Genomic DNA, 20,767 nt, shown 5'->3' with positions numbered 1-20,767 from the left:
TCGCCTTGATCGCGCATGGTCTTCATGCCGTTGTGATCGGCCCCGATTGATTGGCCCCGCCAGGCGAGACGCTGTCCTGCCTGGCGAACCGGATCTCGACCGCGCCATCCTCGCGCGTGACCTCGAAGCCCTCGCACGAGGCATCCACGGGCAGGCTGAGACTTCGCGCGAAGTGGCGCTGATGGCCGAGACGCGGCGCATAACCGCGATGTTCACCGTGCCAGAGACGCGGCCGCTCGCCGGTCAGCAACAGCACGCCATTGTTCACCGACAATCCGATATCGCGGGCCGCGACCCCCGGCAGCTCGATGCGAATCAGGTAGTGCCGGGCGAACCCGCGAATATCCACGCTCAGCATCCAGTCGTCGCCATACGCCGGCAACGCTCGCGTGACCGCGCCTGTGTCGACGCTGTGCCCCGGTGCACGAGGGGTCCGATTCATGCCTGCCTCCGACCGCATATCGCCCGGCGATCGCCGTGCCAACCATTGCATTCTGCGCGGCTTGCGGCCGCCATGGCTTGATCCGGGTCAATGACACCGCAACCGCCCGCGGCCGATTGGCGCGACAGTCGCGCGGCAACGTCGGTGCGTGCCTACGGCGCCGGCCAGCACCAGTCGCGGACTTCCGGCATGTCTTCACCGTGGTGCCGGATATACTGGCGGTGCTGAATGAGCTTGTCGTCCAGCAACCGCTTGAGCCGTGCCGCGCGGGCGTGCGGGCGCGGCAACTGGTCGATGGCATCGATTGTCAGGTGAAAGCGGTCGAGTCCGTTGAGCACGGTCATGTCGAACGGCGTGGTGATGGTGCCCTCCTCCTGGTAGCCATGAACGCGAATCCGCCGGTTACGCCGCTGATAGGTCAGGCGATGAATCAGCCACGGGTAGCCGTGGAACGCGAACACGACCGGCCGGTCCGTGGTGAACAGATCGTCGAAATCGGCATCGCTCAGGCCATGCGGATGTTCGCTGGCCGGCTGCAGCTTCATCAGATCGACCACGTTCACCACACGGACGGCGAGTTCCGGCAGATGCTCGCGCAGGATCGAGACGGCGGCCAGCGTCTCGAGCGTCGGCACATCGCCACAGCAGGCCATCACCAGATCCGGCTCGGCGTCGGCCTCGTTGCCGGCCCATTCCCACACCCCGATGCCCCGGCTGCAGTGCACGATGGCCTCGCCGGCCGCCAGCCATTGCGGTGCCGGGTGCTTGCCTGCGATCACTACATTCACGTAGTGGCAGCTGCGCAGACAGTGATCCATCACCGACAATAAACAGTTGCTATCCGGCGGAAGATAGACCCGCACGACTTCGGCCTTCTTGTTCACCACATGATCGATGAAACCCGGATCCTGGTGCGAGAAGCCATTGTGGTCCTGCCGCCACACATGCGAGGCGATCAGGTAGTTGAGCGATGCCAGAGGCGGCCGCCACGGCAGCCGCGCGGTGACCTTCAACCATTTCGCATGCTGGTTGAACATCGAGTCGATAATGTGGATGAAGGCCTCGTAGCAGTTGAACAGGCCGTGGCGGCCGGTCAGCAGGTAGCCTTCGAGCCAGCCCTGGCATTGATGCTCGCTGAGCACCTCCATCACCCGCCCGTCCGGGGCGAGCCATGCGTCGTCGTCCTGGATGTCGCCGAGCCACTGCCGCCGGGTCGCCTCGAACACCGCTTCGAGACCATTCGACAACGTTTCGTCGGGGCCGAAGATCCGGAAATTGCGGCGCGCTTCGTTCAGGCGGATCACGTCGCGCAGGAACGGGCCGAGCGCATGGGTATCGCCGATCCCCGGCGTGCCGGGCGCCGGTACATCGACCGCATAGTCGCGGAAGTCCGGCATCCGCAGATCGCGGCGCAACAATCCGCCATTGGCGTGCGGATTGGCCCCCATGCGACGGCCGCCCACCGGCGCCAGGTCGGCCAGTTCCGGGCGCAGCCTGCCACCCTCGTCGAACAGCTCGTCCGGGCGATAGCTTTGCAGCCAGGCTTCGAGCTGCGCCAGATGCGCCGGATTGCACCGCGGATCGGAAATCGGCACCTGATGGGCGCGGAACGTGCCCTCGACGGGTCGACCGTCGACCCGGACCGGCCCGGTCCACCCCTTGGGCGAGCGCAGCACGATCATTGGCCAGCGCGGACGTGCGCCGTGGCCGCCCGCCGCGACCCGCTCGCGGGCGCCGCGCCGGGCGGCGTCGATCTGTTCGATGGCCGCGTCCAGCGCCGTTGCCATGGCCTCATGCATGAGCGCCGGTTCACGGCCGGCGACCCGGATCGGCGTCCAGCCGTAGCCGCGCAGCAGCTGATCCAGTTCATCGTCGCCGATACGCGCCAGAATCGTGGGATTGGCGATTTTGTAGCCGTTGAGATGCAGGATCGGCAACACGGCGCCGTCGGTCGCCGGGTTCAGAAACTTGTTGCCATGCCAGGCCGTCGCCAGCGGCCCGGTCTCGGCCTCGCCATCGCCGATCACACAGGCGGCAATGAGCGCCGGGTTATCGTAGACGGCGCCGAAGGCATGGCTGAGTGAATAACCCAGCTCGCCACCTTCGTGGATCGAGCCGGGGCACTCCGGCGATGCGTGGCTCGGCACGCCGCCGGGAAAAGAGAACTGGACGAACAATTGCCGCAGGCCCGCCTCGTCGCAGCCCACGTTCGGATAGATCTCGCTGTACGTGCCCTCGAGATAGGTGTTCGCGTACACCGCCGGCCCACCATGCCCCGGGCCGGACAGATAGATCATGTCGAGATCGTACGCCTTGATCACCCGATTCAGGTGCGCATAGATGAAATTCTGGCCAGGCGTCGTTCCCCAGTGGCCCAGCAGCATGCGCTTGATATCGCCTGGTTCGAGCGGCCGGCGCAGCAGTGGATTGTCGAACAGATACATCTGCCCGACCGAGAGATAATTCGCCGCGCGCCAGTAGGCGTCGATGCGCTGCAACAGATCCGCGTCAAGCGTGGTCATCCCGTCTTTCCTTGCCGGGCGCGCGGAACGAATCCGGCGCCGCGCCGACCGGCGTCGCCGTCATTGCGTGTCTTGCCACGGGGGCCGCGAACGCGGGGCAATCGAAATCCCGCGGGCAGCACCCGCCCACAGGGTATGGTCATCGCCTGCCCAAGCGCGTCAGCGGCCTTCAACGGCCGCCTCTCAAGGCGGGGCATCGAGCGCGTGTCCGCGCAGGGCCGTCACGACGGCGATCCGGTGCCACGCGAACGCCACGGCTGCTATCGCTTCCATGCCGCGCGTCGCGCGCGACACTGCGGTCGCCACGGGCAATCGTATTCTTCGCACATGTTGCGTTCGTCGGTGCCGAAACAGGGAATCCCGCCGCGGCGAACCTGCTCGGCCCAGATCGCCCAGCGCCGGTGGGCGGCATCCGGCGCGCCGTGCAATACGGCGATTCGATCGTCGTAGACCTGTTGAAACTGCGTCGTTCGTGGCATGCCCATACTCCTCGCACGCGGCGGGCGCAAAAACCAGCACCCGCGAAAATCAAAGCTCCGTATCAAAGCTACGCCGGGGCTCCGACAGGAGTTTTGAGCGAGATCAAAAACGCCGGCGCCGATAACGCAATCGATCAGCGCCCCGGGCCGGCGCGATCGTAGATTTCGAGGTAGCGCGCGGCACTGGCCTGCCAGCTGAAATCCCGGGCCATGCCGGCGCGCTGCAGGCGCCGCCATTGATGCGGCTGGGCGAAACACGCGAGCGCCCGGTCCAGCGCGTGCATATAGGCGTCTTCCGTGGCCGGCTGAAATACGAAGCCGGTGGCGTGGCCGGCCGCGAGCGTCGTGTCGTCGGTGTCGGTGACGCTGTCGGCCAGACCGCCGCAACGATGCACCAGCGGCGGCGTGCCGTAACGCTGGCTGTACATCTGGTTCAGGCCGCAGGGCTCGAACCGTGACGGCATGAGAAATAGATCGGCCCCGGCCTCGATGCGATGCGCCAGCCCTTCGTCGAACTCGAGCCGGACGGCCACCGCATCCGGGTGCATGGCGGCGATGTCCCGCAGTTGCGCCTCGAGTGCCGGGTCGCCGCGCCCGAGCAATGCGAGTTGACCGCCACGTTCGAGCAACCACGGCAACCCGGCCGTCACCAGGTCGATCCCCTTCTGCGCCACGAGCCGGGAGATCACGCCGCACAACGGTGCGTCGGCCCGTTCGGCCAGGCCCAGTTCGCGCTGGAGAGCGGCCTTGCAGATCGCTTTGCCGCCCAGGTCGTCGACGTCGAAACTCGCGGGCAGATGCCGATCGTCGGCCGGGTTCCAGATATCCACATCCAACCCGTTCAGGACGCCGGACAGGCGATCGCCGCGGGCCTGAAGCAGACCGTCCAGACCCTGGCCCGATTGCGGCGTCCGGATCTCATCGGCATAAGTCGGGCTCACCGTGGTCACGCTGTCCGCGAATGCCAGCCCTCCCTTGATGAACGCGAGTTGACCATAGAACTCAAGCGCATCCGGATGCCAGAGCCAGGCCGGCAAGCCCAGTGATTCCCGGGTCCGGGGCTCGAACAGGCCGCGATACGCCAGGTTATGGATCGTGAATACCGTTGTTGCGGGAATACGCTCGAGCATGGCATGCACCGGCGCCAGGCCGGTTTGCCAATCGTTGCAGTGCAGCACATCGGCCTGCCAGGCCAGACCCGCGCGCCCGCCGGCCAGCCGGGCCGCGATGTGCGAGAACGTCCCGAAACGATAGGCATTGTCGGGCCAGTCCTGCATCTGTTGATCGTGGTATGGATTGCCGCGCCGGTCGCCGAAGCCCGGCAGGTCGACCAGCCAGGTTCGCAGTCCGGTCGAATCGGCGGGCGCCGTCAACAGCCGCGCCCCGGGAACCGGCGCTCGGAACGCCGACACCGGGCTCCAGCCGGCGTGTCGCGCCAGGATATCGCCATAGGCCGGGAGCAGCAGACGCACGTCGTGGCCGGCCGCGGCGAGTGCCCGCGGCAGGCTACCGGCGACATCCGCCAGCCCGCCGGTCTTGATCCAGGGGACCGCCTCGCTGGCGACGAACAGTATGCGCCGCCGCGCGTCGTGCCGGTTCGGCGCCGCCGTCATGAGCGCCGATCCCGCTGCAGAATCAGCCCACCCAGGGGCGGCAGGGTCAGCACCACGGACTGGTTCTGGCGCATGCAGGCAACGGGTTCGCTGATCACCCCGCCCAGGTTACCCACATCGCCGCCGCCGTAGATGGCCGCGTCGGAGTTGAAACACTCGCGATAGCGGCCGGCCTCGGGCACTCCGAGCCGATATCCGGGGCGCGCCTCGGGGGTGAAATTCAGCACCACCAGAACTTCCCGATCACCATCGCAACGGCGATAGGCGATGATCGAGTGCACGGCGTCGTCGCAATCGAGCCAGGCGAAGCCGTCGGGCTGGAAATCTCGGCGATGCAGGGCCGGCTCCGCGCTGTACAGACGCCCCAGATCGCCGACCAGGGTCGCGATGCCCCGCCGCTCGGGTTCGTCGAGCAGAAAATGCGGTAGGGCAAGCTGGTCGTTCCATTCCCAGGGATTGGCCATCTCGGCGCCCATGAACAGCAGTTTCTTGCCCGGGTAGGTGAACTGATAGGTATAAAGCAGCCGCAGGTTCGCGCGTTTCTGCCACGGGTCGCCGGCCATCTTGCCGTAAAGCGAGCCTTTTTCGTGCACCACTTCGTCGTGCGACAGCGGTAGCACGAAATTCTCGTTAAAGGCGTACAGCAGACCGAACGTGAGCTCCTTGTGGTGATAGGCGCGGTGAACGGGCGCCCGGTGCAGATAATCCAGCGTGTCGTGCATCCAGCCCATGTTCCATTTCATGGAAAACCCGAGCCCGCCGGCCTCGGGCGGGCGCGACACGCCCGGCCAGCTGGTGGATTCCTCGGCGATGGTGACACTGCCGGGACATTCGCCGTGGGTCAGGGTATTGAGGCTGCGCAGGAATTCGATGGCCTCGATATCCTCGTTGCCGCCGTGCTGGTTGCGCCGCCAGCGATCGGGCGCGCGGGCATAGTCGAGATACAGCATCGACGCCACCCCGTCGACACGCAGACCGTCGAAGTGAAACTCCTGCAGCCAGTACAACGCACTCGACAACAGGAAACTGCGTACCTCGGGCCGCCCGTAATCGAATTGCAATGTGCCCCACTCCGGGTGTTCGCCGCGCAGCGGGTCGGCATGCTCGTACAGCGGGCTGCCGTCGAAGCGGGCCAGGCCGAAGTCGTCGCGCGGGAAATGGCCCGGCACCCAGTCCAGATAGACGCCGATGCCGGCTTGATGGCATCGGTCGACGAAGTAGCGCAGGTCGTCCGGTTCGCCGTAACGGCTGGTGGGCGCGAAATAACCCGTCGGCTGGTAGCCCCAGGACGCATCGAAGGGGTGCTCGGTCAGGGGCATGATCTCGATATGCGTCATGCCAAGATCGCGCACATGCGGCAACAGACGGTCGGCGAGCTGCCGATAATCGAGAAACCGGCCATCGGGCTCCCGCTGCCAGCAGCCCAGATGCACTTCATAGATCGCGATCGGCGCGGTTTGCCAGTCACCACGCGTGGCCATCCAGTCCTGGTCGCCCCAGACATGCCGCGACGGCCCGGTCACGATCGCAGCAGTCGCCGGGCGCCGTTCGAATCGCCGGCCATAGGGATCGGTCTTGGTGCGTACGCAATCCTCGCTATCGCGGATCTCGAACTTGTATAGCGCGCCTTCGGTCAGCCCGGGGACGAAAAGCTCCCACACGCCGCTTCGACCATGAATGCGCATGGGATGCGCGCGACCATCCCAGCGATTGAAGTCGCCGATCACACTCACGCGCGCCGCCCGCGGCGCCCAGACGGCAAAACGCGTGCCTTCGATGCCCTGATCGGTTGCGAGATGCGCGCCGAGCAAGCGCCAGGCCTGCGTATGCTCACCCGCGTTGAAGCGCGCCAGGTCGGTCGCGTGCAATAGCGAGGCAAAGGCATAGGCGTCGTGCTGCTCGTGCCGGTGGCCGTATTCGTCGACCCAACGCAGCCGGTAGTCGTCCGGCAACCGGCCATCGGCGCCGCGCCAGACGAACAGTGCGGAATTGCCATGGCGCTCCATCGGCTCGTCCAAGGGCATGAGCCAGGCCTGGCGAGCATGCGGCAGGAAGGCGCGAACCACTTCGCCCTCCGCGTCCACATGCCGCCCGAGCAGTCGATGCGGATCGTGCAGGCGCGCATCCAGCAACCGGATCAGTGGTTCGTCCTGTGCGTCAGTCACAACGTTTGCGCCCCGGGTCGAATTGGCCGTCCCACTTTGCACGATAGTCCCTCGCACGATTTTGCGCGAGATCAACCCGGCGGGCCCGTTTTTGGACTAATCTCGATATTGCGGGCTCATCGGAGGGTAAGGCGGTCATGACTGCAGAAAAACAACCGGCGCATGCGAATCGTTTCATCAGTCTGGTTACACGCGACACCCTCGCCATGGTGCTGGCCGGCGGCCGCGGTACCCGGCTCGGCGGCCTGACCCGACGCCGGGCCAAGCCCGCCGTGCCCTTCGGCGGCGAATTCCGGATCATCGATTTCGTTCTGTCGAACTGTATCAATTCCGGCATCCGGCGCGTTTCGGTGCTCACCCAATACATGGCGCATCCATTAATCCGCCACATGCATCAGGCCTGGGGCTTTCTGCGCGGCGAGTTCGGTGAGTTCGTAGAAGTGGTGCCGGCCCAGCAACGCATGGGCGAAGCCTGGTATCTCGGCACCGCCGACGCGGTCTATCAGAATCTGGACATCATCGCCGAACATGAGCCGCAGTTCGTGCTGGTGTTGGGCGGCGACCATGTCTACAAGATGGATTACGGCCCGATGCTGGGCTTCCACGTCAGCCACGATGCGGACGTCACGGTCGGCTGCGTCGATGTGACGCTGGCCGAAGCCCGCGGGTTCGGCGTGATGTCGATCGATGACGAACAGCGCGTCATCGCCTTCGACGAAAAACCCGCCGAGCCGACCTCGATGCCCGGCCAGCCCGATCGCGCTCTTGCCTCCATGGGCATTTATGTTTTCAGCACCCGCTACCTCATCGAAATGCTCGAGGCCGATGCCCGCGACCCGGACTCGAGCCGCGATTTCGGCAAGGATATTCTGCCGCGCGCGGTGACCGAAGCTCATGGCGTGTATGCCTATCACTTCAACAAGAACGCCGAGGCCGGCACCGGCTACTGGCGCGACGTCGGCACCCTGGACGGCTATTGGCGGGCCAATCTCGAACTGATCAACGTAACGCCGGAACTCAATCTCTACGATCGCGACTGGCCGATCTGGACCTATCAGGAACAGGTGCCGCCGGCCAAGTTCGTGTTCGACGATCACGGGCGGCGCGGCGAAGCCGTCAACTCCATGGTCGCTGGGGGCTGCATCGTCTCCGGTGCGACCGTGCGCCGTTCGTTGTTGTTCTCCAGCGTGCTCGTCGCCGAACGCAGCGTGATCGAGGATTCGGTGATTCTGCCGGACGTGGTCGTCGGCGCCGACTGCCGGATCTGCAACGCCGTGATCGACAGCGACTGCCATATTCCGGACGGCACCCAGATCGGCATCGACGAGACCGCCGATTTCCGTCGCTTTGAAGTCACCGACGAAGGCATTGTGCTGGTGACCCGGGAGGCGCTCCTCAATGCCTAAAACCGCACCGCCACCGCTTCAGATCGTGTTGTGCTGGCACATGCACCAGCCGGATTATTTCGATCCCACCAGCGGACGATTCCAGGATCCCTGGACTTACCTGCATGCCACCAAGGATTACGTGGACATGGTCGCGCATCTGGAAGCGCACCCCGATGTTCGCGCGGTGGTGAATTTTTCGCCGGTGCTGCTGGAGCAGATCGAGGCGTACGCCACCGACCTCAGCGCCGTCGCGGTCGGCGGCGGGCCGATTCACGATCCCCTGCTGGCCGCGCTGCAGCAGCCGCTGATTCCCAACGAACGCGAAGAGCGGCTGATGTTGCTCCGGGCCTGCCTGCGCGGCGCGGAAAACCCATTGTTCGCGCATTTTCCCGTGTATCAGAAACTGGTCGATACGGCGCGTCACATGCTCGCCCAGCCGGATGAGATCAGTTATCTGCACGATCAATTCTTCGTCGATCTGCTGGTCTGGTATCACCTCGGCTGGATCGGCGAAACGGTGCGGCGCACGGATCAGCGCGTGCAGGATTTGCTGGCGCATCAACGCCACTACAGCATGCTGCAATGCCGCACGCTGGTCGCGGTCATCAGTGAACTGATCGCGGCTGTGGTGGACCGGTACCGGGCGCTCGCCGACGCCGGCCGCATCGAGCTGTCGATCACCCCGTACAGCCACCCTATTCTACCGCTGCTGCTGGACCTTAACAGCGCGCGCGCCGCCTGGCCGGAATGCCCGATGCCGCTGAGCGCTGCCTACCCGGAAGGCGAAACCCGGGCGCGCTGGCAGCTTGCCCGGGCGCGTGAGGCCTTCGAACGGTTCTTCGGTAAACCGCCGGCCGGCTGCTGGCCGGCCGAAGGCGGCGTCTGCCGGCGCAGTGTGGCACTGGCAGGCGAGGCCGGCTTCGACTGGGTGGCCAGCGGCCAGGCCGTGCTGCGCCATAGCCTGGACGCCGACGACCCGGGCGCGGACGCGCTCTATCGCGCCTACCGCCTGGACCCGGACGGGCCGGCCTGCTTCTTTCGCGACGATGCATTGGCCGACGCCATCGGTTTCGTCTATCGCGACTGGCACGCCGACGACGCCGTGGCCGATCTCGTCCAGCGCCTGGAGGCGATCGACGCTGCGCGAACGGATGACAGCCCCATGGTGGTGCCGATCATTCTCGACGGCGAAAACGCCTGGGAATACTATCCCGACAACGGCTACCATTTTCTCGATGCGCTCTACACCGCGCTGGCGGCCCACGAGCGCCTGGCCACCACCACCTTTTCGCGCTATCTGGTCGAACATGGCCAGGCTACGGCCCGCCTGCCGCGACTCGTCGCCGGCAGCTGGGTCTACGGCACGTTCTCGACCTGGATCGGGGACAGCGAGAAAAATCGGGCGTGGGACATGCTGGCGGCCGCCAAGCATGTGTTCGACCAGTCAGCGCCGGCGCTGGACGAGGCCACGCGCGCGGCGGCGGAGCGCCAACTCTCGCTGTGCGAGGCCTCGGACTGGTTCTGGTGGTTCGGCGGTGACAGTGCGGCCGATACGGTGACCCACTTCGAACGGCTGTTCCGGGTACATCTGGCGGCGCTGTATCAGCTCCTCGGTCGCGATCCACCGGATACGCTGGCCCATGTATTCACGCATGGCGTAAGCCGGGGCCACGTGGATACCATGCGTCGCGCCCACTGACGATCATGCGGCAAGCGCTCGATGTACGACGCAGCGGCGTCCTGCTGCACCCGACCTCGCTGCCCGGGCCCGGCGCACCGGGCCACCTGGGCGCCGAGGCCGTGCGGTTCTGCGATTTTCTCTGCGCTGCGGGCTTCAGCGTGTGGCAGACGCTGCCACTGAACCCGCGCGATGAGACGGGCAGCCCCTATCGCAGTGCCTCGGTATTCGCGATCGACCCGACGCTGATCGACCCCGCCGATGCATGCGCGGCCGGCGATCCGGCCCATCTGTCCTCGTTTGTCGCCGCACAGCATTACTGGCTGCCGGATTATGCCCTTTACATGGCGCTGCGACAGGAACACCGCCGGCCCTGGTATGAGTGGCCGCCCGGCCTGCGCAATCGCGAACCCCGGGCGCTCGAGGCGGCCGGCAAGCGCCATGCCGAGCGCATTCACGCCATCTACCGGCGCCAGTATCGCTGCCACCGCGCCTGGTCGCAGCTCCTTGAACAGGCGCACCAGCGCGGCATCCGGCTATTCGGCGATCTGGCGTTTTTCGTCGCCTACGATAGCGCCGACGTCTGGGCGCAGCGTCCACTGTTCCAGATCGACGGCCAGGGCCGCATGACCGCCAACACCGGCGTGCCACCGGATTATTTTTCCGCCGGCGGGCAGCTCTGGGGCATGCCGCATTACGACTGGACGGCGATGCGGGCAAACGGCTGGCAGTGGTGGATCGAGCGCCTGCGGCGCCAACTGGCCCTGTTCGATCTCGTGCGGCTGGATCATTTCCGCGGGCTGGTCGCCGCCTGGCAAGTGCCGATGGATAGCCCGGACGCGGCCACCGGCCAGTGGGCGCCCGGCCCGGGCGCGGCGCTGCTCGCAGGTCTGGCCGCGGCGCTCGGCCCGCTGCCGCTCGTAGCCGAAGACCTGGGCCAGATCACCGCGGACGTCGACCAGTTACGTCATCGTGCCGGCCTGGCGGGCATGCGGGTGATGCAGTTCGCATTCGGCGGCGGAGCCGACAATGTGCACTTATCGCACAACCACGTCCCGCAGACCGTCGTCTACAGCGGAACGCACGACAACAACACGCTGGTCGGCTGGTGGACCGAGGACTGCAGCGACGCGGTGCAACAGCACGCCCGGGATTATCTGGGCGGCCCGGCGGACGTACCCGCGGCGCTGCGCCGTGAAGTCCTGGCCTCGGTTGCACAACTGGCCGTACTGCCGATGCAGGATCTGCTGGGCCTGGGCGCCGGAGCCCGCATGAATCGTCCCGGCACCGCGGTCGGCAACTGGTCGTGGCGACTCGACCGGGTGCCGGACGACGGCCATACGAGCGCCGAATATCGATCGCTCAACCAGCTGTACGGTCGTCTGGTGCCCGGCTAGTGTCCTGCCCTGGGCCCTCAGAGCCAGCGCATCAGGCCGGTCTCGAACGGATGCGCCAGCATCGGATGACAAGGATAGGCTCGCACCTGGTACTCATAGCGCCCCGGCACCTCGATGGGTTCAGCCAGCCGATAGATCGCGGTCCCGTTGTCGCCGTTCTCGGGCACCAGGCGGCAGCAGATCGCCGACTCGCTCTCGCCGTCATCGCGGACCCGGGTCATCACGCATTCAAGCTGCAGGTCATCGGCCTCCAACCCCTGAAGCTCGACCGCCACATGCAACTCCAGCGTATCGCCGCTGTCGATCTGCTCGGCGCGCCCATTGCTGCGACTGAGCGTCACGCCCGGCCAGGCCTGCGCCACGCGTTGTTTCCAGGCGACCAGATCGGCCGCGGGCTGGCCGCCGTCGGCCGCGAGCCGGCGGCCGTGGCGAGTGGCCGGAAGATACAGGTTTTCGATGTAATCGAGCAGCATGCGCTGGGCATTGAAACGCGGCAGCACGGTATAAATCGCGGCCTTGGCACGCGCTATCCAGCCGGGTGAATAACCCAGGTCGCCACGGTTGAAGTAAAGGGGCACCACCTCGTCTTCCAGCAGATCGAGCAGGTCTTCGGCTTCGTAGTGGTCGCGCCGGTCGGGATCGCTGTGGCTGTAGGGCGTGATGCCCCAGCCGTTGTCGCCCTGAAACCCCTCGCCCCACCAGCCGTCGAGGACACTCACATTGAGCGCGCCGTTGAGCGCTGCCTTCTGGCCCGACGTACCACAGGCCTCCATCGGGTATAAAGGCGTATTGAGCCAGACGTCCGCGCCGGCCACGAGCTGGCGGCCCAGCGCCAGGTCATAATCCTCCAGTACGAACAACCGGCCCGCGAATTGCGGCTTTCTCGAATACTCCACGAGCGTGCGGATCAGTGCCTGGCCGGGTTCGTCCGCAGGATGAGCCTTGCCCGCAAACAGCAGGATGACCGGCCGCTCGGCGTCATTGAGCAACGCCGCCAGCCGGTCCGGATCGCGCAGCAGCAACGTCGCCCGCTTGTAGGTGGCGAACCGCCGCGCGAACACCATGACCATGGGATCGCGTCCGAAGGTGGGCCGCAGCACCGCCAGCCGGCGCTCGATATGGGCGTCGCCGACGCCTTGGCGCCGATACTGGCGCGTCAGACACCGGGCGACGTAATCCAGCATATCGGCCTTGATCGACATGCGCTGGAGCCAGAACTGCTGATCGGGGATGGATTCGACCAGATTGCGCCAGAAATGGTGGTCGCACTGCCGAACGCGCCAGCCCGGCGCATGCATGTCAAAGAAATAACTCCATTGCCGCGACAGAAAAGTCTGCACGTGTACCCCGTTGGTCACGTACTGCAACGGCGACTCATCAACCGGCACCTGGGGCCAGATATGGCTCTCCATCCCGGCCGTCACGCCGCGGTGGATACGACTCACCGCGTTCTGATAACGCGACGTGCGCAGCGCCAGCGTGGTCATGTTGAAGGCCGCGTCGTTCTGCTCGCTCTGCCCGAGTGCGAGCAACTCATCAAGATCGAGGTTCATGGCCCTGGCATACGGGCCAAGGTAGGCCGCCGCCAGATCGGGCTCGAACACATCATGCCCGGCCGCTACCGGCGTATGGGTGGTGAAAACGGTCGCACCGGCCACCTGCTCCATAGCGGCCTCGAAGCGCATGCCGGCTTCGATCGCCTCGCGGCAGCGCTCGATCATCAGAAACGCTGCATGCCCTTCATTGACGTGCCACACCGACGGCTTCAGCCCGAGGGCGCGCAGGGCGCGCACGCCGCCGATACCGAGGATCAGCTCCTGCTCGATCCGGCGGCGCCGGTCGCCGCCATAGAGTTGAAAAGTGATCGAACAATCGGACCTGGCATTGTCGGCGACATCGGTATCGAGCAGGTACAGTGCGAGATGGCCGATCTCGGCCTTCCAGATCTGGACCGCCACCTCGCGATCCGGGAACGGCACAGTGATCTGCAGCGGCTCGCCATCATCCCCATCGACCCGCGTAATCGGCAGATCGCGCAGATCATGGGGCTGAAATATCGCATTCTGGGTGCCGTCGCGCTCGATCTGCTGCCGGAAATAGCCCTGTCGATACATCAGGCCCACGGCCACGAAGGGCAGCCCCAGCCCGCTGGCCGCCTTGCAATGATCTCCGGCCAGAATACCCAGCCCGCCAGAATAGATGGGCAGACTCTCATGCAGTCCGTACTCGGCGCAGAAATAGGCGACCAAGCCGTCTTCCGCCCCCATCTTTTCCGCCACAAGCGCTGACGGGGCCCGGGTCTGGTCCCGGTAAGTGCGGAACAGGCCGAGCACATACTGGTATTCCTCCAGAAACGCTGCGTTGCCGGCCAGCTCGGCCAGGCGCTCCTGCGAAATACGGCGCAGAAAAACCTTGGGATTGTGGCCGCATCGCTCCCACAAGGCCGTATCCATGCGCCAGAAAAGACCGCGGATATGACGGTCCCACGCATAAAGCAGATTCTCGGATAGTGCCTTGAGCTCCGACAACGCATCCGGCAACCGGGCCTGAACTTCCAGAACATACTTCTGACCTGACATACCGTTACCCTTGCGCACTTGGGAGCGACCGCCAATGGGCCATCCGATAACCGAAACAGACACTCAATATATAGCCTGCGCGGGACGATACATCGCCTTTTTGCGAGATATATGTGCTCATCCACGCCCGACATCCGCTCCGGCGCCCGGATCGCCCCGTGCCATCCGACGCGGAGAGGTTCCGCCGACGCCCGGCCTTCCGAAGAAATCGTGCCCGGCAAACCGCGGACGGCCGCGACCGCAACGCCGCCCTCTCATGGCGGCGACAAGCCTTAGCCTGTCACCCGATCATTTCAGGACGGCGGCGATGCGCACTTGATACACATCAACCCGGCCACAGACGGTTAGTGCAGCATCGCTCGTGTAATTCGGTCGGGGGCGGAAAAGGTCACAGGCCACTCGGTACCCCTCGCCGGATTTGTTAGAGCTACGCTCGAAAGTGGTATACAGGCGGGGTTGAAATAGTCGGCAACGGGGCCCCTCGGTTTCCGGAAAGTCAACGCCCAGGTGTCTCCGACCACCGCCATCAGCGCTGCTGGGTCGACGAGACCGCGAACGTCCTGAACAACAAATCGCCGAAGAAAACCCAGCCCAAGGCCAAGTCGGCGCAGCAGGCGATCTGGATGGCCGGGACCCGCGCCGATGCCGACACCGCCTTCGATGCCTTTATTGGCGCCTATAGCGACAAGTCGCCGAACGCGGCTGACGGGCTGGCCAAGGAGCGGGACGCACTGCTGACGTTCTACGATTTCCCGGGGGCGCACTGGCAACCGATCCGCACCACGAACCCGATCGAATCGACGTTTGCGACGGGGCGTCTGCGAATCGCCAGGACATGCGGTTGCGTGACACGGGCCACAATCCTGAGTCGGACCTTCAAGCTCGGGCAGTCGCCAACCAAACGCCGACTCCGCGGCTATCAATGGCTCGCACGGCTCAAGCAAGGCGCCACTGTCGTCGACCGCATTGAGCAGACGAGCGAGTCAACGATCACCGGAGCGCCGCTAGATCAAGTCCCCGCATGTACCAGATTTGCATATAGCTCTCGCGAACGGATCATAACGGCAATTTAAGCACGGCATCGAGCATGCGCTTAGCATAAGCTGCTTCGTTGTCATACCAACATTGAACCTTGACCATGCGATCCGCGACCATGCGCGTAGACTGGGCATGGACGATGCTTGAGCGCGGATCGCCTATGATGTCGGAAGACACCAAGTCTTCTTCGCTGTAGCCGAGAATGCCGGCCAGCGGACCTTGCGCCGAAGCCGCCTGGAATGCCGCATTCACAGTTTCGACCGTGGCTGTTTTTTCGAGAACAGCGCTGATATCGGTGATGGCACCGTCGAGGATCGGCGTACGTATCGCAAGCGCTCGCAGTCGACCGGTCAATTCCGGCAACACCTGCGTCGTCGCCACATCCGAGCCAGTGCTGGTGGGGATAAGGTTGACGGCGGCAGCCCGGCCCCGGATTCTTTTCTTTTCCGGATGATCGACCAGTCCCTGTGTCGCAGTGTAAGCATGCACGGTAGTGACCATTGCCATTGCCACCCCGAAATTATCCAGGAGTACCTTGAGAGGCGGTACTAGGGAATTCGTGGTGCAGGACGCATTGGAGATAATCCGATGCTGGGCCGCATCGAAATCATCTTCATTGACGCCCAAAATCAAAGTGAAGTCGGCGTCTTTAGCCGGAGCCCCAATCACGACACGTCTGGCGCCTGCATCAATATGGGCAGCTGCGGCTTCCCGCCGAGTGAAACGACCGGTGCACTCCAACACCACGTCCACGCCGAGCTCTCCCCAAGGAAGTTCCGCGGGATCCTCGGCGGCAAATACCTGGATCTCGCGATCCCCAAGCCGAAGCATATCCGCTGTGGCTTCCACGGAAAAAGGCGCCCGTCCGTGTACAGAATCGTAGCGAATCAGATAGGCCAGATCATCCGTCGACACTAAGTCATTCGCTGCGACGATATGCACATCGTCGACAGACTCGTTCATGTAATGACGAATAATCAGGCGGCCAATGCGGCCAAGGCCGTTAATGGCAATACGTGTCATGGCGAAATCCTATTGGCTGTGGCCCTGCAATTCATAGGTCTGCATGTGGCCGGCCCCTTGGAAAGCAGGGTTCAGCCGCGCTTTGGCCAGTGTGTCCCGAACAACGCGCCTGGAAGTTGATCCGCGTCACTACATGCGCATTTCCAGAAAGGCCTAACCGGACGTGCTTGGATATGCCATGAAAGACGCTCGTACGGCCATGACTGACTGGCATCTCGCAAAATAGGAGGCCCGGTACCGATATCTCAGGTGTTCGGTATAAGAATGAAACAGCTATGCATGCACAACGGGTATCTGAGCGGCGCGCGCTGGTGCTGATTCGCGTGGATCTGAAACCCCTGCCAACCCCGGTATCGAGCGGATACAGCGCCACATGCCCGACTTCGACCAGCCGGGCGCCCGGCCTGCGCCTCGATCCAAGGCATCGACACCGCAACGCCCAGCAGCCGGCCAGCGCTATCCAGCACCGTCGCGATCAGCAGGTCGCGCAAATGGCGAGGGAGGAAACTGGCGCGTTGCGTGCCAACGCGCTCGGTCTAGTGGCGAAAATAAAACAGCTGGCACATCAAGGCAGGACCAGCGCGTTCGCCACCTTGCAGTAGTCACCGGCCAGAATGCGCAGGCCCCGGACTATAGCGGCAGAGTTCGGTGCAAGCCGTACTCGGCACGGAACTAGGCGATCAGACCTCGTCCAGCGGCAACTTGGGTGCGAGCAACGCCAGGATGGCGGCTTGTCTGGTCACGATAGATCGAAACAGACCCAGCACATCATCATTCCTCCAAGGATTCGGCGTTCCAGGCCCAGCTCGCGCCGACCGCATGACGAATGAGCACGAAGGGCGAGCCTTGACACCAAGCCCGCGCCCCGGACTGCCTCCCCGGGGATCGCATTGTCCTTGTTTCAGCAAGCGTACTGACATGCGTGCGCCACGGGGTCAACGGATCCATGCGGAACGGGCTTATATCTAATACTTCCTTCTCTTCAATTAGTTCCATTTTGCGCCGCGCTTATGATTTCGATCAATTTCGACTTCATAGACTCGGGCTACCGTTTTCGGGTCGCCGTAAGCCACCGCGGCTCACGACCCACTGTTGAGCTCCGATGATCTCTGCCGCCCGCCTGATCATGAACGCTTCTGACTCATAGCCTGAAACACGCCGAGCCGACCATGCCGACCTATCAATACCTGCGTTTCTTTAACGAACTATGCATTGATGATGTGCCGCTGGTTGGAGGCAAGAACGCTTCTCTGGGCGAGCTTTATCGCGAGCTGGTACCACAAGGCGTGCCCATACCCAACGGATTTGCCATCACGGCCGACACCTACCGGCTGATGCTGGACCGCGCCGATGCCTGGCAGGGCCTGCACGAGGCCCTGGACGACCTCGATGGCGATGACGTGGCCACACTCGCCCAACGCGGCAAGCAGGCCCGCGAGATTGTCTACGGCGCCGGCCTGCCGCCCGAGGTGGCGCGCGAAATCATCGATGCCTACGGGCGCTTGCAAAGCCAATATGGCCCCGGCCTCAGTCTGGCGGTGCGCAGTTCGGCGACCGCCGAGGATCTGCCAACCGCCAGCTTCGCCGGCCAGCAGGACAGTTTTCTCAACGTGCACGGTGAGCATTCCCTGCTCGACGCCTGTCGACGCTGCTTCGCCAGCCTGTTCACCGACCGCGCCATCCATTACCGCATCGATCAGGGCTTCGACCATTTCAAGGTGGCGCTGTCGATCGGCGTCATGAAGATGGTGCGCTCGGACCAGGCAGCCAGCGGTGTGATGTTCACTCTGGATACCGAATCCGGCTTTCGGGACGTGGTCTTCATCACCGGCGCCTGGGGGCTGGGAGAAAATATCGTGCAGGGCGCCGTCGATCCCGACGAGTTCTATGTGCACAAGCCCTCGCTGCGATCCGGCCACCGCGCGGTACTGCGCCGTGCACTGGGCGCCAAACACATGAAAATGGTCTATGCCGAGGGCCGTACCCGCGCAGCCACACGCAACGTGCCCACCCCCGAGGCGGATAGCTCGCGCTTTTGCATTGACGATGAAGAGGTGCTCACACTGGCCGACTATGCCCTGCGCATCGAAGCGCACTACAGCGAGCGGGCAAGCGCGGACCGGCCCATGGATATCGAGTGGGCCAAGGACGGCACCGACGGCCGGCTCTACATCGTGCAGGCCCGGCCCGAGACGGTGGCCTCGCAAAGGCGCGGCACAGTCCTGGAAAGCTACCGGCTGACCGGCGGCGGCCCGGTGCTGGCCGAAGGCCGTTCGGTTGGCGCCCGCATCGCGACCGGCATCACCCGGGTGATCACGGACGTGGCACGCCTGCGCGAATTCCAGCCCGGCGAGGTGCTGGTGGCGGACACCACCACCCCGGACTGGGAGCCGGTCATGAAACAGGCCGCGGCCATCGTCACCAATCGCGGCGGCCGAACCTGCCACGCCGCCATCGTCGCCCGCGAGCTGGGCATCCCCGCGGTCATCGGCGCCGGTAACGCCACCACTCGCGTAGCCACGGGCACGCAAGTGACCGTGTCCTGCGCCGAGGGCGACAAGGGGCGCGTCTACGCCGGCCAGGTGGCATACACCGTGGACGAGATCGATCTGGCCGACCTTTCGCGACCGGCCACCCGCATCATGATCAACCTGGGCAACCCCGATCTGGCGTTCAAGGCCTCGTTCCTGCCCAACGACGGCATCGGTCTGGCGCGCATGGAATTCATCATCAACGAATCCATCAAGGCCCATCCACTGGCCCTGCTGCAGCCGGCGCGGGTCTCGGACCCGGCCGAGCGGGCGAAGATCGAAACGCTGCTCCACGGTTACGCGGACGGACACCAGTATTTCGTGGCCCGATTGTCGGAAGGCGTCGGCACCATTGCCGCGGCATTCTGGCCGAAGCCGGTCGTGGTGCGCATGTCCGATTTCAAGAGCAATGAATACGCCGCGCTGCTCGGCGGCAGCGACTTCGAGCCGGTCGAATCGAACCCGATGATCGGCTTTCGCGGCGCCTCGCGCTACACCCACCCCGCCTACGCCGACGGCTTCGCCATGGAGTGCGCCGCCATGAAACGCGTGCGCGACGAAATGGGACTCACCAACGTGATACTCATGATCCCGTTCGTGCGCCGTATCCCGGAAGCCGATGCGGTGCTGCGGAAAATGGCCGAGTGCGGTCTGCAAAGTGGCGAGAACGGCCTTGAAATCTATGCCATGTGCGAAATTCCGAACAACGTGATCCTGATCGACGCCTTCGCCAGCCGTTTTGCGGGTTTTTCCATCGGCTCCAACGATCTCACCCAGCTCACGCTGGGTGTGGACCGTGACTCCGAAATCGTCGCCTTCGACTACGACGAGCGCGACGACGGAGTGAAGACCATGATCCGTCTCGCCGTGGAAGGCTGTCGACGCAATGGCATCCACTCCGGATTCTGCGGCCAGGCGCCCTCGGACTACCCGGAGATGGCGGAATTTCTGGTCGAACTCGGTATCGACGCGATCAGCCTCAATCCCGACTCCGTTCTTGCCACCACCCGTCATGTGCTGGCAGTGGAGAGCCGTCTGGGACGCGCGCCACGAAACGAGCTTGGCGACCCGGTGCCAAGCGACAAAACAAAGATGAAAAGTTCACCCTGATCAAAACACCCGATCCCCGAAGGCGGCACGCTAGTGCCTGTAATTCAGTCGGAAGACGGCCCCTGCCGGCAGACCTCATGCTCTGCCGGCGCATTCACCACCCGTGAGGAAGTCATGGCCAAGAAAAGCAATGCTCCAGTAACAGAGCATGACATTCGTCAGCGCAGCTATTTCATCTGGGAAAGCGAAAGCTATCCCGAAGGCAAGGAGGAAGAACACTGGTTCCGTGCAGAAGCCGAACTCCTATCGGCGGCCACGAAGAAACCCGAGAAGGCGAAAAAGTCGGCAGGCCCCGACATGACCACCTCGAAAGCTCCATCAAAGCCGTCTTCCAAAAAGAAGGGTACAAGCCCAAGTTGATTGGTGAACTGTGATTGCTTTTACAGGACATAGCGCAAATCACTGATTATCGTTGTCTGCCAGCAGTCGAAGTCGGGGTGCTCTGGCACCACGCCGCTGGCGGTGCCAAGCAATCGCGCTGCTTGCTGGCGCCGGACGGGATACCCAAAGGCTGAAGCCGGACAAGGGTCCGGCCTCTATCACCATGGGTACCGAAAAATCACAGTGGGCGGCGTGGTTCGGGTCTCAAGGAAGGTACGCCATAGCCGAGCCATCGGGCGTGTCAAAGCGGCAGGCAATGCTGTGCCGGTACACACGCCCGGTCCGACTATCGTACAAGTGTGATCGCCGAGCATCGTCAATGTGTCGTATATCGAATCACGCTCTTCCACCGGCGGCCGTGGCTCGGGTCTAGGGCCTGTTGCCGTTTCGTACACGTGCCGCGTTGGAGACCGCAAATCCG

The 20,767-nt window shown here is 64.2% G+C and carries 14 protein-coding genes; 7 read left to right on the top strand and 7 right to left on the bottom strand.

Annotated elements, in window-relative coordinates; genetic code table 11:
* Nucleotides 1–22 precede the first annotated feature (22 nt).
* The 5 genes from ACS8Y6_RS16500 to glgB form a co-directional block, all read right to left on the bottom strand.
* Nucleotides 23–442 (bottom strand): Hsp20/alpha crystallin family protein, encoded by a 420-nt coding sequence (locus tag ACS8Y6_RS16500; RefSeq protein WP_440856057.1) that lies wholly within the window; start codon nt 440–442, stop codon nt 23–25.
* 152 nt (nt 443–594) lie between these two features.
* Nucleotides 595–2,964 carry a phosphoketolase family protein gene (locus ACS8Y6_RS16495; protein ID WP_440856056.1) on the bottom strand — a complete coding sequence of 790 codons (2,370 nt, stop codon included), beginning with the start codon at nt 2,962–2,964 and terminating at the stop codon, nt 595–597.
* Between the two features lie 260 nt (nt 2,965–3,224).
* A complete protein-coding gene (locus tag ACS8Y6_RS16490; RefSeq protein WP_440850452.1) occupies nt 3,225–3,443 on the bottom strand; it encodes a hypothetical protein in 219 nt (72 codons plus the stop codon).
* A 134-nt stretch (nt 3,444–3,577) separates the two neighbouring features.
* On the bottom strand, nt 3,578–5,056 hold the full coding sequence (gene glgA / locus ACS8Y6_RS16485; protein ID WP_440856055.1) for a glycogen synthase GlgA: 1,479 nt from the start codon (nt 5,054–5,056) through the stop codon (nt 3,578–3,580).
* Nucleotides 5,053–7,221: a 1,4-alpha-glucan branching protein GlgB gene (gene glgB, locus ACS8Y6_RS16480; protein ID WP_440856054.1), complete on the bottom strand. Its 2,169-nt coding sequence runs from the start codon at nt 7,219–7,221 to the stop codon at nt 5,053–5,055. The genes glgA and glgB overlap by 4 nt, the downstream gene beginning before the upstream one ends.
* A 137-nt stretch (nt 7,222–7,358) precedes the next feature.
* On the opposite strand from glgB, the gene glgC reads away from it, so the two are divergent.
* From glgC to malQ, 3 genes are read left to right on the top strand one after another with little or no spacing between them, the layout of a single operon-like run.
* Entirely contained in the window at nt 7,359–8,627 is a 1,269-nt protein-coding gene (gene glgC, locus ACS8Y6_RS16475; RefSeq protein ID WP_440856053.1) for a glucose-1-phosphate adenylyltransferase, read from the top strand.
* Entirely contained in the window at nt 8,620–10,308 is a 1,689-nt protein-coding gene (locus ACS8Y6_RS16470) for a glycoside hydrolase (protein ID WP_440856052.1), read from the top strand. Before glgC ends, ACS8Y6_RS16470 begins: the two co-directional genes overlap by 8 nt.
* A gap of 5 nt (nt 10,309–10,313) precedes the next feature.
* Nucleotides 10,314–11,684 carry a 4-alpha-glucanotransferase gene (gene malQ / locus ACS8Y6_RS16465; RefSeq protein WP_440856051.1) on the top strand — a complete coding sequence of 457 codons (1,371 nt, stop codon included), beginning with the start codon at nt 10,314–10,316 and terminating at the stop codon, nt 11,682–11,684.
* A 17-nt stretch (nt 11,685–11,701) separates the two neighbouring features.
* On the opposite strand, the gene glgP is transcribed toward malQ, so the two are convergent.
* Entirely contained in the window at nt 11,702–14,263 is a 2,562-nt protein-coding gene (gene glgP / locus ACS8Y6_RS16460; RefSeq protein WP_440856050.1) for an alpha-glucan family phosphorylase, read from the bottom strand.
* A 461-nt stretch (nt 14,264–14,724) separates the two neighbouring features.
* Between glgP and ACS8Y6_RS16455 the strand changes: the two genes are divergently transcribed.
* The gene (locus ACS8Y6_RS16455) at nt 14,725–15,336 is read left to right on the top strand and encodes a transposase (protein ID WP_440856075.1); all 612 of its coding nucleotides are present in this window, start codon (nt 14,725–14,727) and stop codon (nt 15,334–15,336) included.
* Here the strand turns inward: ACS8Y6_RS16455 and gap are convergent.
* Nucleotides 15,320–16,324, bottom strand: coding sequence for a type I glyceraldehyde-3-phosphate dehydrogenase (gene gap / locus ACS8Y6_RS16450; protein WP_440856049.1), 1,005 nt, complete (start codon nt 16,322–16,324; stop codon nt 15,320–15,322). The two genes, ACS8Y6_RS16455 and gap, sit on opposite strands and share 17 nt — an antisense overlap.
* 275 nt (nt 16,325–16,599) lie before the next feature.
* On the opposite strand from gap, the gene ACS8Y6_RS16445 reads away from it, so the two are divergent.
* From ACS8Y6_RS16445 to ACS8Y6_RS16435, 3 genes are all read left to right on the top strand, one after another.
* Nucleotides 16,600–16,926, top strand: a complete 327-nt coding sequence (locus ACS8Y6_RS16445; protein WP_440856048.1) for a hypothetical protein — start codon at nt 16,600–16,602, stop codon at nt 16,924–16,926.
* A 567-nt stretch (nt 16,927–17,493) separates the two neighbouring features.
* Nucleotides 17,494–19,965, top strand: a complete 2,472-nt coding sequence (gene ppsA / locus ACS8Y6_RS16440) for a phosphoenolpyruvate synthase (RefSeq protein WP_440850443.1) — start codon at nt 17,494–17,496, stop codon at nt 19,963–19,965.
* A 114-nt stretch (nt 19,966–20,079) separates the two neighbouring features.
* A complete protein-coding gene (locus ACS8Y6_RS16435; protein WP_440850442.1) occupies nt 20,080–20,325 on the top strand; it encodes a DUF2934 domain-containing protein in 246 nt (81 codons plus the stop codon).
* Nucleotides 20,326–20,767 lie beyond the last annotated feature (442 nt).

It is taken from the genome of Salinisphaera sp. RV14, assembly GCF_052044135.1.
In the GTDB taxonomy this organism is placed as follows: Bacteria; Pseudomonadota; Gammaproteobacteria; order Nevskiales; family Salinisphaeraceae; genus Salinisphaera.
The sequence above is the reverse complement of the archived record's forward strand: the minus strand, read 5'-3'. Positions and strand labels throughout refer to the sequence as shown.

Coding starts and splice junctions, on each gene's coding strand:
- ACS8Y6_RS16500 (WP_440856057.1), bottom strand. CDS start 442: ATGAATCGGACCCCTCGTGCACCGGGGCACAGCGTCGACACAGGCGCG.
- ACS8Y6_RS16495 (WP_440856056.1), bottom strand. CDS start 2,964: ATGACCACGCTTGACGCGGATCTGTTGCAGCGCATCGACGCCTACTGG.
- ACS8Y6_RS16490 (WP_440850452.1), bottom strand. CDS start 3,443: ATGCCACGAACGACGCAGTTTCAACAGGTCTACGACGATCGAATCGCC.
- glgA (WP_440856055.1), bottom strand. CDS start 5,056: ATGACGGCGGCGCCGAACCGGCACGACGCGCGGCGGCGCATACTGTTC.
- glgC (WP_440856053.1), top strand. CDS start 7,359: ATGACTGCAGAAAAACAACCGGCGCATGCGAATCGTTTCATCAGTCTG.
- ACS8Y6_RS16470 (WP_440856052.1), top strand. CDS start 8,620: ATGCCTAAAACCGCACCGCCACCGCTTCAGATCGTGTTGTGCTGGCAC.
- malQ (WP_440856051.1), top strand. CDS start 10,314: ATGCGGCAAGCGCTCGATGTACGACGCAGCGGCGTCCTGCTGCACCCG.
- glgP (WP_440856050.1), bottom strand. CDS start 14,263: ATGTCAGGTCAGAAGTATGTTCTGGAAGTTCAGGCCCGGTTGCCGGAT.
- gap (WP_440856049.1), bottom strand. CDS start 16,324: ATGACACGTATTGCCATTAACGGCCTTGGCCGCATTGGCCGCCTGATT.
- ACS8Y6_RS16445 (WP_440856048.1), top strand. CDS start 16,600: ATGCATGCACAACGGGTATCTGAGCGGCGCGCGCTGGTGCTGATTCGC.
- ppsA (WP_440850443.1), top strand. CDS start 17,494: ATGCCGACCTATCAATACCTGCGTTTCTTTAACGAACTATGCATTGAT.
- ACS8Y6_RS16435 (WP_440850442.1), top strand. CDS start 20,080: ATGGCCAAGAAAAGCAATGCTCCAGTAACAGAGCATGACATTCGTCAG.